The sequence below is a fragment of the Vibrio sp. B1FLJ16 genome (assembly GCF_905175385.1).
GTDB lineage: Bacteria > Pseudomonadota > Gammaproteobacteria > Enterobacterales > Vibrionaceae > Vibrio.
Genome location: NZ_HG992750.1, coordinates 1,441,912 through 1,457,277, shown reverse-complemented (window position 1 = coordinate 1,457,277; position 15,366 = coordinate 1,441,912). Strand labels below are relative to the sequence as shown.

Annotated in this window: 14 protein-coding genes, 1 tRNA gene and 1 pseudogene; 9 read left to right on the top strand and 7 right to left on the bottom strand. The window is 42.6% G+C overall.

Annotation, left to right across the window (positions count from 1 at the left end; all coding sequences use genetic code 11):
* The first annotated feature begins 15 nt into the window (after positions 1 to 15).
* Together KHN79_RS20495 and tdh are read left to right on the top strand one after the other, a co-directional pair.
* A complete protein-coding gene (locus KHN79_RS20495; RefSeq protein ID WP_182010856.1) occupies positions 16 to 1,209 on the top strand; it encodes a glycine C-acetyltransferase in 1,194 nt (397 codons plus the stop codon).
* A 142-nt stretch (positions 1,210 to 1,351) separates the two neighbouring features.
* Complete coding sequence (gene tdh, locus KHN79_RS20490; RefSeq protein ID WP_182010857.1) at positions 1,352 to 2,383, top strand: L-threonine 3-dehydrogenase; 1,032 nt, start codon at positions 1,352 to 1,354, stop codon at positions 2,381 to 2,383.
* Positions 2,384 to 2,454: 71 nt separating this feature from the next.
* On the opposite strand, the pseudogene KHN79_RS20485 reads toward tdh, so the two are convergent.
* The 3 genes and pseudogenes from KHN79_RS20485 to KHN79_RS20475 form a co-directional block, all read right to left on the bottom strand.
* Positions 2,455 to 5,266: pseudogene (locus KHN79_RS20485) on the bottom strand (DEAD/DEAH box helicase family protein).
* A 13-nt stretch (positions 5,267 to 5,279) separates the two neighbouring features.
* Positions 5,280 to 5,861, bottom strand: a complete 582-nt coding sequence (locus KHN79_RS20480; RefSeq protein ID WP_182010905.1) for a class I SAM-dependent methyltransferase — start codon at positions 5,859 to 5,861, stop codon at positions 5,280 to 5,282.
* A 138-nt stretch (positions 5,862 to 5,999) separates the two neighbouring features.
* The gene (locus KHN79_RS20475) at positions 6,000 to 6,551 is read right to left on the bottom strand and encodes a hypothetical protein (RefSeq protein WP_244812719.1); all 552 of its coding nucleotides are present in this window, start codon (positions 6,549 to 6,551) and stop codon (positions 6,000 to 6,002) included.
* Between the two features lie 376 nt (positions 6,552 to 6,927).
* Here KHN79_RS20475 and KHN79_RS20470 point away from each other — a divergent pair, with 376 nt between their 5' ends.
* Positions 6,928 to 7,392: a DUF6795 domain-containing protein gene (locus KHN79_RS20470; RefSeq protein ID WP_244812717.1), complete on the top strand. Its 465-nt coding sequence runs from the start codon at positions 6,928 to 6,930 to the stop codon at positions 7,390 to 7,392.
* A 3-nt stretch (positions 7,393 to 7,395) separates the two neighbouring features.
* Positions 7,396 to 8,535, top strand: coding sequence for a lipase family protein (locus KHN79_RS20465; protein ID WP_182010859.1), 1,140 nt, complete (start codon positions 7,396 to 7,398; stop codon positions 8,533 to 8,535).
* Between the two features lie 258 nt (positions 8,536 to 8,793).
* On the opposite strand, the gene KHN79_RS20460 is transcribed toward KHN79_RS20465, so the two are convergent.
* Positions 8,794 to 8,870, bottom strand: a tRNA-Pro gene (locus KHN79_RS20460).
* A 313-nt stretch (positions 8,871 to 9,183) separates the two neighbouring features.
* Between KHN79_RS20460 and KHN79_RS20455 the strand changes: the two genes are divergently transcribed.
* Together KHN79_RS20455 and KHN79_RS20450 are read left to right on the top strand one after the other, a co-directional pair.
* Positions 9,184 to 9,699, top strand: a complete 516-nt coding sequence (locus KHN79_RS20455; RefSeq protein ID WP_182010860.1) for a GNAT family N-acetyltransferase — start codon at positions 9,184 to 9,186, stop codon at positions 9,697 to 9,699.
* Positions 9,700 to 9,734: 35 nt separating this feature from the next.
* A complete protein-coding gene (locus KHN79_RS20450) occupies positions 9,735 to 10,679 on the top strand; it encodes a D-2-hydroxyacid dehydrogenase family protein (protein WP_182010861.1) in 945 nt (314 codons plus the stop codon).
* A 187-nt stretch (positions 10,680 to 10,866) separates the two neighbouring features.
* Here KHN79_RS20450 and KHN79_RS20445 read toward each other — a convergent pair whose 3' ends face one another.
* Together KHN79_RS20445 and KHN79_RS20440 are read right to left on the bottom strand one after the other, a co-directional pair.
* The gene (locus tag KHN79_RS20445; RefSeq protein WP_182010862.1) at positions 10,867 to 11,637 is read right to left on the bottom strand and encodes a DeoR/GlpR family DNA-binding transcription regulator; all 771 of its coding nucleotides are present in this window, start codon (positions 11,635 to 11,637) and stop codon (positions 10,867 to 10,869) included.
* A gap of 124 nt (positions 11,638 to 11,761) precedes the next feature.
* Entirely contained in the window at positions 11,762 to 12,568 is an 807-nt protein-coding gene (locus KHN79_RS20440) for an HAD family hydrolase (RefSeq protein WP_182010863.1), read from the bottom strand.
* Positions 12,569 to 12,788: 220 nt separating this feature from the next.
* Between KHN79_RS20440 and KHN79_RS20435 the strand changes: the two genes are divergently transcribed.
* From KHN79_RS20435 to KHN79_RS20425, 3 genes are read left to right on the top strand one after another with little or no spacing between them, the layout of a single operon-like run.
* Positions 12,789 to 13,475: a sugar O-acetyltransferase gene (locus KHN79_RS20435; RefSeq protein WP_244812715.1), complete on the top strand. Its 687-nt coding sequence runs from the start codon at positions 12,789 to 12,791 to the stop codon at positions 13,473 to 13,475.
* A gap of 49 nt (positions 13,476 to 13,524) precedes the next feature.
* Positions 13,525 to 14,076 (top strand): sugar O-acetyltransferase, encoded by a 552-nt coding sequence (locus tag KHN79_RS20430; RefSeq protein ID WP_182010865.1) that lies wholly within the window; start codon positions 13,525 to 13,527, stop codon positions 14,074 to 14,076.
* Positions 14,077 to 14,117: 41 nt separating this feature from the next.
* On the top strand, positions 14,118 to 14,636 hold the full coding sequence (locus tag KHN79_RS20425) for a phosphoribosyltransferase family protein (RefSeq protein ID WP_182010866.1): 519 nt from the start codon (positions 14,118 to 14,120) through the stop codon (positions 14,634 to 14,636).
* A gap of 173 nt (positions 14,637 to 14,809) precedes the next feature.
* On the opposite strand, the gene KHN79_RS20420 is transcribed toward KHN79_RS20425, so the two are convergent.
* Positions 14,810 to 15,331 (bottom strand): DUF2058 domain-containing protein, encoded by a 522-nt coding sequence (locus tag KHN79_RS20420; RefSeq protein WP_182010867.1) that lies wholly within the window; start codon positions 15,329 to 15,331, stop codon positions 14,810 to 14,812.
* Between the last annotated feature and the right edge of the window lie 35 nt (positions 15,332 to 15,366).

Genomic DNA, 15,366 nt, shown 5'->3' with positions numbered 1-15,366 from the left:
AAGAAGGAATTGCGAATGTCTTCTGCATTTTACCAACAGATCCAGCAACAAATTGAAGAAGTAAAGGCTGAAGGTCTTTACAAATCTGAGCGTGTTATTACCTCTCAGCAGCAAGCTGCCGTAAAAATCTCTACTGGCGAAGAAGTTCTGAACTTCTGTGCGAATAACTATCTGGGTCTGGCTAACCATCCAGCGCTTATCGAAGCGGGTAAAGCAGGTATGGACGAGCACGGCTTTGGTATGGCGTCAGTGCGCTTTATCTGTGGTACTCAAGACATCCACAAAGAGCTTGAGCAGAAGCTGTCTAAGTTCTTAGGTAAAGAAGATACGATTCTTTACACTTCATGTTTTGATGCGAACGCAGGCCTGTTCGAAACGATCCTTGGTAAAGAAGACGCAATCATTTCTGATGCACTTAACCATGCTTCTATTATTGACGGTGTTCGTCTTTGTAAAGCAATGCGCTTCCGTTACTCAAACAATAATATGGAAGAGTTGGAACAACAGTTAATCGCGGCGAAAGAAGCTGGCGCACGCCACATTCTTATTGTTACTGACGGTGTGTTCTCTATGGACGGCGTGGTGGCGAACCTTCCTGCTATCTGTGACCTTGCAGAGAAATACGGCGCATTGACCATGGTCGATGACTCTCACGCGGTTGGCTTCATGGGTAAAACAGGCGCAGGTACACCTGAGTACCATAATGTCGTTGACCGTATCGATATTATCACTGGTACGCTTGGCAAAGCATTGGGCGGTGCTTCAGGCGGTTACACGTCAGGTAAAGCAGAAGTGATCGACTGGTTACGTCAGCGTTCGCGTCCATACCTGTTCTCAAATTCAGTTGCGCCATCTATTGTAAATGCTTCTATCAAAGTGCTGGACCTGCTAGAGCAAAGTGGTGAACTGCGTGACCGTTTATGGGAAAACGCAGCACACTTCCGTACTCGTATGGAAGATGCAGGCTTCACCATGGGTGGTGCAGACCACGCGATCATTCCAATCATGTTAGGTGATGCAAAAGTGGCGGCTGAGTTTGCTGAGCGCGCGCTGGAAAAAGGCATCTACGTTATCGGTTTCTCTTTCCCTGTTGTACCAAAAGGTCAGGCGCGAATCCGTACTCAAATGTCAGCAGCACACTCTCGTGAGCAGCTAGATCGTGCGATCGATGCGTTCATTCAAGTTGGTAAGGACATGGGCATCATCTAAGTTTGCGGATGCTTGAGGTTACAAAGGCTTTCCCAACTCTTCTTGAGTCGGCTCATGGGCAAAGCCTTTTACCGCTTCTTTAAACATCATTGATGACAGTATTTTTTGTCACGCACAGAGCGGGCAATGTTTGGTGAATATTATGAAAATTAAAGCATTATCAAAGCTAAAGCCTGAAGAAGGCATTTGGATGACCGAGGTAGACAAACCTGAAATCGGTCACAACGATATCCTGATCAAAATTAAGAAAACCGCGATTTGTGGTACCGACGTACACATTTACAACTGGGATGAATGGTCACAAAAAACCATTCCTGTTCCTATGGTTGTAGGCCACGAGTACGTGGGGGAAGTAGTTGCAATTGGTCAGGAAGTCCGTGGCTTTGAAATCGGTGACCGCGTTTCCGGCGAAGGTCACATCACCTGTGGTCACTGTCGTAACTGTCGTGGCGGCCGTACTCACCTATGTCGTAATACTATCGGTGTAGGTGTAAACCGTGAAGGCGCATTTGCAGAATACTTAGTTATCCCTGCATTTAACGCATTTAAGATCCCTGATGAGATTTCTGATGATCTTGCATCAATCTTCGACCCGTTTGGTAACGCAGTTCACACAGCACTATCTTTCGACCTGGTTGGTGAAGACGTGTTAATCACGGGTGCAGGCCCTATCGGTATCATGGCTGCTGCGGTTGCAAAACACGTTGGCGCTCGCCACGTAGTGATCACAGACGTTAACGAATACCGTCTGGAGCTTGCTCGTAAAATGGGCGTAACTCGCGCAGTGAACGTAGCTGAAGAGAAGCTAGAAGATGTAATGTCTGAGTTGAAAATGACTGAAGGCTTCGATGTCGGTCTGGAAATGTCGGGCAACCCTTCAGCATTTAACTCAATGCTGCAAACCATGAACCACGGTGGCCGTATTGCCCTTCTGGGTATTCCACCATCAGACATGGGTATCGACTGGAACCAGGTTATCTTCAAAGGTCTGGTTATCAAAGGCATCTACGGTCGTGAGATGTTCGAAACTTGGTACAAGATGGCAAGCCTGATCCAATCAGGTCTGGATCTGTCGCCAATCATCACGCACCACTTCAAGGTTGATGACTTCCAAAAAGGCTTCGACGCTATGCGCAGCGGGGCTTCCGGTAAAGTTATCCTTGATTGGGAATAACGATTTTAAGTAAGAACAGCGCTCCGAAAGGGGCGCTTTTTTTAAACTTACCTATTGGTAATGACCATCATTTACTGTCGAATCACTTGCTTTAAACGAGCAAAGGTTTTCATTGATTCATTCGCAGGCATGAGTGCGTAATCAGGGTTGTTTGCTTTCAACCAATACTGTCCTTGGTCGTCCTTTTGAACTACGCGTAATAAATATTGGTCATCACCAGACTCATCTTGCATTTCGACCGCCATCGTTAGACCGGTAATAGAACCAGCCGATGTTGGTGTAACAAATTCTAGTAGCAATAAGTCACCATCATAAATCGGGGACTTCCCTCCGTTCATAGAGTTACCGGACGCTCTGGCTAAAAAGTGTTTGTCAGGGCTCACGTTATTCACATGAACAGGCATCAACTCAGCGTCATCATTGGTTCCGGTTTTGAAATGGCCGCAAGCAATTTTCAGGTTTGGATAATACGGCAGCAGAGTTTCATCATTAACCGCGTTTTGTATTGGCAAGGGCTCTGATTTCTTTTGCTCTCTGTTTGCGTATTTTGCCAACTGTAAATCAACCAGTTCCTTCACAAAATCTTGAAAGCACTCAATTAGCGAACTTTGAACAGTAAAGTTTGCGACCAACTTGCCATCAACATTACTAAACCAAGCATTATCTTTCTTTGTATTGCCACCGAAAAAAGCGTTAATTGGGTTGTTTAGCCAATACTTTTGCCACTCAGAAGACTCTGCGTCTAGCTGTTGGTTTTTATCTGAAAGGTCAGAAGCTTTTAACTTAGGGTATCTTGATAAAACATCCCAACTCTTGGCAGAAAGCATTTCAATCGATGGTGGAGTGATAAATCCGTCAAGCTCAAGATACGCTTCTAACAATATGGCTTTGAAGCACTTAGTCATGCTCATTTTTTGGATGGCATCCAAAAAGAACGCTTTGTGTTGGTCTGCAAGCTGCTGCAAGTCGGCATCGTTGATCTTAGCGGCCACCAATTCCAACCAACTGCCATGCTGTTTGTTAACTTTATTTAAATCATAACCCGCACGGAAAAACTCGACAGCGCGAGGTCGATGTCCTAAGTGGTTGGTGAGGTTCTCAAACTCATCGGCTGCTGAGTAGCGCAATTGCTTGACCAACTGTTGCCAAAAATCTATGACTTGAGGAGCAATATTTACAAAGCAGCCTTTGCCTAGTTTAGGGCTAGCTGTAGCACGACCACCTTTGAAAGAGGGAAGTGTCGTTTTCGTGAGACCGAGGATCTCAGTCTTATTTAAAAATGAACGGTGGTTACCGATGAAGTCTAATACCACCAAGTGAGATTTATTGGCATGTCGACGAAGGCCGCGTCCCAGTTGTTGGATAAAGACAATGTTGGATTCTGTTGGGCGCAGCATCAACACGGTATCGATTGATGGTAAGTCCGTCCCCTCGTTGAAGAGATCGACAGAAAACAGAATTTGAACCTCACCATTATCTAACATAGTCAATGCTTCATTGCGGCGAACAGAAGAGTCGCTATGCACCGAAAGCGAGTGTGCGAGATTGCTGATTCAGTTCCCAATGTTTAAATATGTGTTTAGCTCTGCGAGTGGTAGCAAATTGAGCATCTAGCTCATCAGGATCGAACTTACCGTTTCTCCAAGGGATCTCTTGGTAATTGACGGAGTCATCCCAAATGCCATGATAGTGAAATGGAACTAAAATTTCACCGTCGATGCCGTGTACTAAATTGCGCTCAAACACCAAATTATCATGGCAGAGTGACAGAATGTTGGCTTGGTCAGTTCGCTCGGGTGTTGCCGTTAATCCAAGTAAGAACTTAGGCTCAAAGTGATTGAGGATATTGAGGTAAGTTTTTGCGCTGGCATGATGAAATTCATCAACCACAATGTAATCAAAGAAATCGGTAGCAAAGTGCTTGAGATTGTCTTGCTTGCCCAAGCTCTGCACCGAAGCAAACAACATCTGTTTTTCTGTATCTTTGCTCTTACCGTGATAGTACCCAGCCGATTTCTCCGGCCACAGCTTAGCAAAAGTATTGAATGCTTGAGTTAAGATCTCTTCTCGATGGGCAACAAACAGAACTCGTTTCGCTTCTATTTGCTTGGCATCAAACGCAGACAGCCATGTTTTACCCATGCCCGTACCCATTACAACAAGTCCACGAACGTTGCCTTCACTTCGGGTCTTGTGGAGAGCTTCAAGCGCTTCAAGTTGGACAGGGTTTGGGGTGTATTCTTCATCATCGAGCAGGCTCGAATCGCCAACCACAGACAGTTTTGGTGTCTTTCGACGTTTAATGTAGGCATCAATCCAATTATCCGTTAGTGATATGGCAGACGGATGATGGAATAGCTTATTAAACTGCTGTCGAATGTTGTGAAACTGTTTCGCTTGCGGTGAGTCGTCAGGCTGGTGGTAATCTAATCGAAGACACCATTCATGCGCATCGGTAAGTGCAGTTTTACTGATGTTATTTGAACCAACAAAGGCAGTGCCATTGAAGAAGGATTGTGATTCATCTGCACGGACAAAAATGTACGATTTTAAGTGGAAGCTGTGATTATTGGTTTCAAAGATTTTGACTTCAACGTCGTCCCCATCCAGACCAACTAGTGAACGTAGAGCGGTTGGGTGAGTGATGTGAAGATAATCAGAAGTTAAAATTCTCAGCTTAAGTGGGTGGCTGCGTGCAGCTTTGCGTTCTATCGCTTCTTGAATACTTGGCAACAATAAAGCAAGCCCTGATGGCTGAATAAAAGAGACCGCTATCTCAATTTCAGTGGCGTGATTTATGGCATGTCTGAGTTGAGGTAAGAGTGGGTTATCACCGCCTGTTGTCAGCAGGTTGTCTTGAATGGTTAGTGATTGAGTTGGCATTGGTATCCTTCTTTTAAACTCTTACTAAAATTGCATTTAGCCACTTCTCGGCTTCTCGTCCCGGCCTGGCATCTGAGCTAATCCAAGTCTCTTCGATTTTCAATTTGGTTGTGCTCAAAGCCTCTGAAAGACTTTTCTCATTCATGTCAGTAAAGAAGCGACCATTACGTACTTGTTCTGCCTTACCATATTTAAATGAGCAGTAGAAAACTCCGCTCGGCTTTAGTAGTTCACTTAAATGAGATAACGTGCGCGGGAGAGCGTCACTCGGAACATGTAGTAGCGAAGCGCATGCCCAAATACCATCAAAGCTGTTTGGCTCGGCATTAAATGATTCAAATGACGCTTGTGTGACAGCTTGGCCCAGATGTTTGCTTGCGAGTTCTGCGAGTGCCTCGTTGGCATCAAAGGCTGAGACTTTGTAGGCCAAATTTAGAAAGTTTTTACTATCTCGACCCGAACCACATCCTGCATCCAATATTTTTCCTTGATCATTGATCCGAGGGAGGAAACGGTCGTAAAGCTTCTGAACGTCTACATTTACGGTTGTATCGAAGAAACTCTGTGCGTGTTCATTGTAATATTGGTTGGTAATGTTCATTGTGTGGATTAGCTGAGGTTTGAAAGTCGTTATTTTGCATCATTCACAAAATTTGTTCCATGTGAATTGGTGTGCAATGAGCTCAGTAAACTGTTCTTCGTTCATTCCTAATCCTCTTCAAACTTTTCTCGATTATAAGCTATCGAACAAGGTCAGTGTGGCGCTGCCTTTTGCACTTTTCGAATTTACGCGAACTCCATCACTTCGTCTCTCACGAATTAAGGCATATCGGCTGTTTTCAGGCCCAATACTAATGTGGAGCGGTCTGTCTTTACCGTAGAAATAGAGACGGTCGAACTCGATATTTTTGCAAATGTAACTCGCGACTTCATCCATTCGTTGTTCGTAGCCTTCTATGTACAAATCACAAGCTGCACCATCCCGTTTGCAAATTCGGTTGCCTTTGCTGTTTAGTTCCATAGAAGCATGTTGGTCTATGTCAGGAGCCATATCTCCAGGACTGTTTTTAAGGATGTAGCGAAGTAGGGCATGGCTTGTAAAACCGTAGGTAATCTTAACCATTCCTAACTTGGTGAGAGGAATTAAGAGACGAGACTGCAATAGGTGCAGTTGAGTGAAAGAATCCTTAGATGGGGTGTTCTCGCCCGTAAAGCTATAGTGTTTATTACGGTGCCAATAAATGAGTTCTCCGATCATAGACGGCTCTGATTGGCTTGGAAGCATTTGTCCTATCTCCACTGTTTAAACACTGGTTGAATTCAACACTGCAGCATGCTCTTCCAGTCAGAAGAGCACATCGTTTACCAGCGATTGCCTGTGTCTTCTATGCCTACGAATGTGTTGCGTTTATTGTCTGTCTTCATGCTTATATTAAGCGATAGAAAATGAAGATAAATCGTATGATGTAATGGTTAATTATAGTAATTACATAACTAATGCAAAATACTTTCCAAACTTTAGTCTATAAATTGCACAGAAATAGTAATGCCATATATTTACGCTTTTAAAGTGGTTGGGGTAATTTAATGTGAGAATTTACCTTTTTGTATTTATTACAATCATACTATTAAGCATTAAGATGAGTTTTGGAGAATACATATTGAACAAAGCACAAGTTAATCAATACACTCCACAAATTAATGGCGTGTTAACAAAAAAAGGAAAACCAATAAGTAACCAAAAGATAAATCTTAGTATTGGTTTAAGCGCTTTTGGAAAATCAATCGATTTCTCTACATTCACTGACGCTGATGGTCAGTTTGAATTTTCACCCGTATATGAAAATAAAAAACTCTTTAAACTTCCTATTGTTGAGCATTATGTAACTATAGTTTTATCAGCAGATTTAGACGTAGACGAGACGATTATAATTTGGGAAGGTTCATTCGATGGTTATGAAATTGAAGATTATTTAAGAAACAACATGAGTAGACTCATCTGTGATACTGAAAATCCACTCAAGTACTTTGCCTTTTCAATTGATGATGCAGGAAATGATGATTACTACGTAAATAGCCAATGTGATTTATTTGGATATATTGACTCTGATTTATATGGAAATTAAATAATGAAATCACTCTCTCCAAAACTATCATCTAGGATTGCAGAAATTCCTTATTCTGTATTTGCTACGAATATTCGTACTGTTAGTGGCTTTATAGCAAAGTCTTTTACATTTGATCTACGAAATGATGTTAAAAAGGGAACGACAAGCGGCTTTCTGGGATTTGGCGGAATGACTTCCGATTTTGTGGCGATTGGTCGAGGTAAAGGAGACTTTGCTGACACTTTAGTATTCTCCTTCCGGGGTACTCAAAGAAACATTGGTGACATTATGACCGATGGAAACGTTGGGATTTCAGGAACCTCATCAGGTTACAGGGTACATGCAGGCTTCATAAATCTCTTCAACACCATAAAACCACAGCTTGCAAGATACATCGCAAGTTATTTGAAAGAGAATATGAAAGCACCAAAAGCGATACATTGCGTAGGTCACAGCTTAGGTGGCGCCCTTGCTTCATTAGCGGCAGACTGGGTGAAGAATAATTATGGTTATAGTGTACACCTATATACTTTTGGAGCACCAAAAGTCGGCTTTAAGCCATACGCGAGAAGAGACCTAGATGCTTCATATCGCTGTACTCATGGGGCAGACCCGGTTCCTATGTCTCCTCTTTGGCCTTTTATTCACGGTGGTGTTGAGTATCGACTAGATGGAAGCTCTGGTATCTACTTTTGTGCCCATGGACTGGGAAAGAAATCTGTTCCAGGTTATGTAAATACAGCTACAAGCAATGAGTGGTCAGCATTACAACCTAAGTCTCAAACTTATTTAGAACGAAACGTATTTCTCGACTTCAATAATAGACATAATGCGCGAATGACTGATGGTTGGGTCAGCCGAATTGTATCTTCAATCCTAACGTTATTACGGATTTCAGGATTGGGTCATATTATACAGCAAATAGCAACAGTAGGTCTTACAGCTTGGGATCAATTAGCTAAAGCGATGGCACACATTTCCCAGCTCAAAAATGAGTACACAGAACATGTTCGCGGTATTCTAGGTCACATGAATGTAATGTCTGGTAATGTGACTATCGATCTATCTAATATTACTTATAGAGTTATAAAGCTTTGTTTTTCTAAGCTAGTTAGAAGACTGGATAATCATGTTAGAAGCGCACTAAATATTGTCGCTTAACTACAAAACGGCTAGCTTCTCTTGAGCCAATCTGGTCTGGATCTATCACCAATTGTTGCTCTCCTTAACAATATCGATGACTTCCAAGAAGACTAGACAGGATGTGTAGCGGGACTTCTGGCAAAGCTATTATTGTTTGGGAGTAAGGTCAGATAGCACTGGACGGTGCGCTGTTTATTTAAGTATCAGATGACATTTGAGATTGGCTAAAATCGGTTCATTGCAGCAATTAACGTGATGTTGACAAGGGGAAGGAGATGGTCGGACTGACTGGATTTGAACCAGCGACCCCCGACACCCCATGACGGTGCGCTACCAAGCTGCGCTACAGTCCGACTGAGTTACGTTTTAACGCAGGTCTACGCGTACTGTCAATATTTAACTTCATGAAGTTTAAACAAAATCTTCTCGAAGTGATCTGGTTCTGAAGCTAATTTGTATTTTATTGATACGAGTATTCATGGTCTGACGTTACCCTAAGCATCTAGATGCGACCCTTTCATAAAATTAAACCTCATTTTGCAATCAGTTCTTCCTTTTCGGTTCTCTAATCTATTGATTATCAATTGAAGAGTTACAAGAAAGACTTCATCATGCTAGGGCGCTGCCTTCGCCTAAACAAAAGTATGCCTATCAAAGGAAATGATGATGAAATTAGTAGTTCCAAGTGCTGAGTATCAAGAGTCTTATATTCAGATGGTTCGTGAGTTTTCTGACCGAGGCGAAGCTTTTGTGCCATTTATATTGGCTGAAGATTATGACGATTTTCCTTTAATGCTGGATAGGTTAGCTGCGTACTCCAGAGGTGATCAGATGCCCAGAGGTTTTGTCGCTCACAGTTCATTCTGGTTGGTTGATGATAGTAATCAAGTCGTCGGGTGCTCAAATCTAAGGCATGAGTTAAATGAAGGGCTGTTAGTCTTGGGTGGACATATAGGTTATGGAATCAAACCATCGGAGCGTAAAAAAGGGTACGCAAAACTTATTTTAGAACTCACTTTACCTAAGGCTAAACACGCTGGTATTGATAAAGCTTTGCTTACCGTGAACAAGTCAAATCTGGGTTCAGTTAAAGCTATTCAGTCCAATGGAGGCGTGCTCGAAGCGGAAAAGAAAGTATCGGGGCAAGAAGGTTTAGTTCAGTACTATTGGATTGAAACCTAATTTAAATTCGGCATGATAGCAATAAGGAGAGTTCCGTGAAAATTACAGTGTTGGATGACTATCAGGATGTAGTCAAAACTTTAGATTGCTTCAAGCTATTGTCATATCATGATGTAACGGTTCTGACTGAATCCTTTACAGAGTCAGACCTAATTACCAAACTCAAAGACACCGAAGCGCTTGTACTTATTAGAGAGCGAACGGTAATTACAGAATCACTATTATCTCAGTTGCCATGTTTAAAAGTGATTAGTCAGACGGGTAAAGTGAGTAGTCACATTGATGTTGAGCTCTGTAAGAAGTTTGGAGTCAGCGTCCTCGAAGGCCAGGGCTCTCCTGTTGCACCTTCTGAACTGGGTTGGGCACTGCTCATGGCCGCCAGTCGGCATATACCAACATACGCTTCCAATCTTCAAAATGATCAATGGCAGAACTCAGGTGTGTTAGGGTTAGGTCGCACGCTAAAAGGCTTAAAATTAGGTATTTGGGGTTACGGTAAAATAGGTCAGCGCATGGCCCAATATGCAAAAGCCTTTGAAATGTCAGTTTTAGTTTGGGGAAGCGAGTCGTCCCGAAACTTAGCCCTTGAACATGGTTTTGAAGCTGCCACTTCCAAACAAGAGTTCTTTTCCACCTCAGACGTTGTTTCGCTCCATTTACGCTTAAACGAAGCAACCAGAGCAAGTGTGACTGCTGACGATCTAAGGCTAATGAAACCGGATTCTCTCTTTCTAAACATCAGTCGTGCGGAGCTTGTTGAGACATCTGCGTTATATAATGAACTACGCTCCGTCCCAACCAAAAGAGCAGCGATCGATGTATTTGATAGTGAGCCTGCATCTGTAAAAGATGAACCTTTGCTCTCATTATCAAATGTGACAGCGACACCTCACATTGGCTACGTTGAACATAATAGTTATGAGCTGTACTTCAGAATAGCGTTCGAGAACATTCTGTCGTTTGAGCGGGAGACGGTGTAAACCTTTGCGATAAGGAAACCACTATTTTAAAGAGTGCTCTATGCCAGGCTTGTTCAGCTTAAACGGCGGATGAGTTTAGTCAGTAATGTCTTAAGTTAGGTGTTTAACGTTGGTCTTACCTTCATTCGGCCAATCCGTATGAAGGTAATTCGTTCAACTCAGTGAAAGAGGTTCTGGAGCTTTCCGGTTATAGAGGATTGCTGGTTACTACGGTGCAGTCCAATCGATTAAAATAGTCTTTTACAACGGTATTGTCTGGAGAGCATATCAGGTAATCCACATCTTCTGATGTCATAAATGGATACGGACCTAATGCTTCGATTTTGTCTTCTGTACACAGGGCAACGATAGCTCCCGCTTTAGACGCTGCGTGGCGTTTAAACTCGCCGTCTTGATAATGAATTGCACTGAACCCTGCCTCAGATGACCATCCACAAATACCCATAAAACAAAGATCAAATCGGAACTTGTTTAACGCTTCCACAGCTGTGATATCTATCGCTCCGCCAACTGCATAATTCACTTCACCACCGATGAGAATGGTTCTGATAGACTGCCTTTCCAGTAGTCGAGTTGCGATAGCGGGACTATTGGTTACGACTGTTAGATCGATATCGTTTGGTAACAGGCTTGCCAGCAGCATGTGAGTACTGCTGGCGTCTAAGAAAATGACTTGTTCTGCTTTGATAATAGTTAGTGCAGCTAGAGCCAGGGCTTGCTTTTCACTATTACTGTTTTCCAGACGCTGCTCTTGTGTACCTGTCGGTGGTACAAGAGACAGTGCACCGCCATGAATTCGTTTACACAATCCTTCATTAGCAAGAAAACGTAGGTCTCGACGTATAGTGGCTTCGGTTGTTCCAAGTTGAACAGCAAGGTCGTTCGCCATCACTTTATTATGAGACTTCAGTAAATTCAGGATTAACTGATGACGTTCTTCCGGTGAAAATTTTTCCATTATCATTTTCTATCTTTGGACTAATACGACCATTATAAACAAACACACTTAGTGTTCATATCTGTTCATTTAAGCATGTCGAGTTTCGAGGGGGTGGTTGGTTACATCTCTTTAATCAAACAGATCACATTCTTCTTTGAAGTGCTAAGAACTGCAAAATAGTGTGCATCACACCATCTTCATCATTTGAACGAGTGATGTAATTTGCAGCGGCTTTGGTTTCTTCAAAAGCGTTACGCATGGCAAAGCTAAAGTGTGCACGTTCCATCAGTTCAATATCATTGAGACCATCGCCAAATACCATGGTTTCAGCTTCTGTTGCTCCAATCATGGATTGCAACTTTTTGACGGTTGTTCCTTTGTGAACCCCTAAGTTAGCAATATCGATCCATGCATCTTCCGATACTACGATATAGGCTTGCTCATCAAAGGCATTGAGTTGAGGGCGGATTGCCGGACATTGTTTCTTTTCATCGTAGACAGTAATTTTTACGAAATCAGCGCCGATGTCGTCATAAGATTCTACGAGTTTAACTTCTGTATATGAGCGCCTGACCAGTCTACGTAAATGCTCAGGAGTATCGCGTTTAATTGCTGCAAACTGAGGGGTGCAGGCAATCACAATATGTGATCCTTCTATAGACTCTAAGTGTTTTATGATATTCAGTCCCAAGTCATTGTTGAGCAATGATTGATAAACATATTCTCCTTGGTGCTTGATGCGAGTCGCACTGTCTCCGAGTATCCAAAAATCCTTACTGTATTCACCTAATAGTTCTTCAACTCTTTCAACTTGTTTACCAGTGCAAGGGGCAAACATCACATCATGCTCACGCATTGTTTCCACTACAGTCCGGAAAAGCTCGCGATTGTAATCCCCGTGGCTGTTAAGAAACGTTCCGTCCATGTCTGTAACAATTAATTTAATCATAAGTAAGCTCTTCGCTATCAGTCGTAACACCGTTTATTGTTACACATAAACTCAAATGAACACAATAATGCAATTATGAACATTTATGTTGATCGTTTTGGTTCGTTTGCGATATGCTCCAGTTTGATACTGTTGGTACATCAGTGAGTGCTGGTGATGACAGTTCTATTAACCATATGGTTATGGATGAAAATCCTGACAGGTCTCAGGAGCTAACTTCATGCCTGTAAGAAACGTAATAAATCCTAGTTTTCAACAACGCATGCAATATCAAGAGGTCAATTCGATGAGTATGAGAGCGAGAATTTCTGAAGGAAAACTATTCACTGATCACTGTGAGGGTTTACCAGAAGACAGAGCGAACGCTAAGAGAAGAATGAAAGCATTCAACCTGACTGGACCTGATGAACTGGAAGAGCGCTCTCGCTTGATGACCGAAATATTCGGGAAACACACGAATTCTTGGATAGAGCCGCCGATATATTTTTGCTACGGGACTAACATTGAACTCGGCGATGACTGCTACATCAATTTTAATTGCAATTTTGTAGATGACGGAAAAATCATTATTGGTAACAAGGTGATGTTTGGCCCTGCTGTGACGATTGCAACCGTTGGTCATCCTATCAATCCAGATTATCGGGAATACATGTTTGCTGATTCGGTCGTCATCAAAGATAACTGCTGGATAGGTGCTGGTACAACGATCTTACCTGGCGTGACGATAGGGGAAAACTCCGTAATTGGAGCAGGCAGTGTGGTTACCGGAGATATACCACCTAATACCATTGCGGTAGGTAACCCTTGTAGAGTATTGCGCGAGATTAATGAACATGACATGAGGCATTATTATAAAGGCCGTGAAATCTCTCTAGACGATTTAAATGAGGAAGCACGCTTGAGGTAATAGGAAATCAATGCCGATTTCTGGACGAAATTAATGAGAGACATATCTAATGAACGAGTTAGAAAAGATGTTGGCTGGCGAAATGTACGATCCTAGTGATTCGACGTTATCTCTTATGCGTGATAAAGCTAGGGCGTTGACGACACAATATAATGTCTCGCTACGTAGCCAAATAAACGAGCGCAAACAGATACTAAAGGATTTGTTTGGTAAGGAGTTTGATGGAGTAAGTATCGAACCTCCTTTTAATTGTGATTATGGAACGAATATAGAGGTAGGAAGAAACTTTTACGTCAATTTTGGTTGTGTGATATTAGACGTTGCGAAAGTCACTATCGGGGACAATTGTCTGATAGGGCCGCAAGTCGGTATATATACAGCGTGTCATCCTCTGGACCCAGTTGAACGTAACAGTGGTAAAGAGTTCGCTCAACCAATCATCATTGGGGATAACTGCTGGATTGGAGGGCATGCCACGATCAATCCTGGCGTTACTTTGGGCGATAACGTTGTTGTGGCATCAGGAGCCGTTGTCACGAAAAGCTTTGGAGACAATGTCGTCATCGGAGGTAATCCTGCGAAAATTTTACGGGAAATTTAAAGCGTAATGGGTCGTAGCACTTGGGCTGAAAGGGGGATACTGTGAATATTAATCAATATGTCGGCAAGACCGTTCTGGATGAAACCCAGATCTTGACGGGTGTAAAAATGGTCGCTGACCAGCTTAATAAACAGTTCGATGACGCTGTCGTTATAACCGTTGTTCCTGGGGGGATACTATTTACTGCTGATCTGGTTCGATTATTAACATTTGACATTAATATGGATTATATCTCTTGCCCGCATACACCCGGAGATCGAAATAACCGCTCTGAAATTGTGTATCACCAAAACATCAATATTGCTGGACGAGATGTTATTTTAATTGATGATGCGATTGAGTCCGGTGGAACTATGAAGCGTATTGTTGATTACTTAACTCACAATTTTAATTTTAGGTCTTTATCGATAGCGACATTGTTCGTGAAACCAAGTCGTGCTGAAATTCATGCTTCACAATATTTTGCTTATGAAATGGACAATGACGATTTATTGGTAGGGTATGGTCTACCTTGGCAGGATAAGTCCCGAAATTTACCTTTCATAGCGAAAGTTATCTGATTCGGGCTGAGGTCATTGAGTGACAGACAGACTAATTTATCTATGGCTAAATTCAGCAAAGTCTATCAGTAAGGCTTGTCCAGAATCGAGTTGGTGGCGTCAGGTAAATTACCAAGCCACCAACACGGTCAGAACTAAATTAGTACACTATCTATTTAAAAAGTGCGTAGGATTTACCACATCAAATCGTCTGGAACGACGAATTCTGCATATGGATCGTCTTCTGCCGGGATATCCGCTTCAGGCTCTTTTTGATCGATAATGACTGACTCGTCGCGCTGGGCAATTTTGTTCGCTACGCCACGCGGGATAACCACGTAACTTTCGCCCACAACTGCGATAGCAAGGATGCCTTTGATCAGCTGCTCGCGAATGACAGAATCAACGTAAAGTGATTTCACCAAAGTACCGTCAGTGAAGTTGTATTTGATGTCGCCATCTTTCAAATCCACTTTGTTCATCTCAATAAGTTGGTTGATTTGCGCTTTGATCTCTTTACTCAAGCGCTCAGCATTTTGTTGCTTGCTCAACTCTTTATCTCGTTCTAACTGCTGGCGTTTGCTCTCTTCAACAGCCGCTTTGACTTCTCGTGCCTGAACGCGGGATTTCTTGGAGCCTTTCTTCGCTTTTTTCAGTTTTTTCTCGTTAACCAAGCCAGCTTTTAGCATTTGTTCTTGAAGGGTAAGTTTTGCCATGTTTAATCCAGTAATACGCAATTTTTACCATTTTA

What these genes read in the sequence shown, in the direction of transcription:
- KHN79_RS20465 (WP_182010859.1), top strand. Translation starts at nt 7,396, where the DNA reads ATGAAATCACTCTCTCCAAAACTATCATCTAGGATTGCAGAAATTCCT.
- tdh (WP_182010857.1), top strand. Translation starts at nt 1,352, where the DNA reads ATGAAAATTAAAGCATTATCAAAGCTAAAGCCTGAAGAAGGCATTTGG.
- KHN79_RS20430 (WP_182010865.1), top strand. Translation starts at nt 13,525, where the DNA reads ATGAACGAGTTAGAAAAGATGTTGGCTGGCGAAATGTACGATCCTAGT.
- KHN79_RS20420 (WP_182010867.1), bottom strand. Translation starts at nt 15,331, where the DNA reads ATGGCAAAACTTACCCTTCAAGAACAAATGCTAAAAGCTGGCTTGGTT.
- KHN79_RS20435 (WP_244812715.1), top strand. Translation starts at nt 12,789, where the DNA reads ATGCCTGTAAGAAACGTAATAAATCCTAGTTTTCAACAACGCATGCAA.
- KHN79_RS20445 (WP_182010862.1), bottom strand. Translation starts at nt 11,637, where the DNA reads ATGGAAAAATTTTCACCGGAAGAACGTCATCAGTTAATCCTGAATTTA.
- KHN79_RS20495 (WP_182010856.1), top strand. Translation starts at nt 16, where the DNA reads ATGTCTTCTGCATTTTACCAACAGATCCAGCAACAAATTGAAGAAGTA.
- KHN79_RS20440 (WP_182010863.1), bottom strand. Translation starts at nt 12,568, where the DNA reads ATGATTAAATTAATTGTTACAGACATGGACGGAACGTTTCTTAACAGC.
- KHN79_RS20475 (WP_244812719.1), bottom strand. Translation starts at nt 6,551, where the DNA reads ATGCTTCCAAGCCAATCAGAGCCGTCTATGATCGGAGAACTCATTTAT.
- KHN79_RS20455 (WP_182010860.1), top strand. Translation starts at nt 9,184, where the DNA reads ATGAAATTAGTAGTTCCAAGTGCTGAGTATCAAGAGTCTTATATTCAG.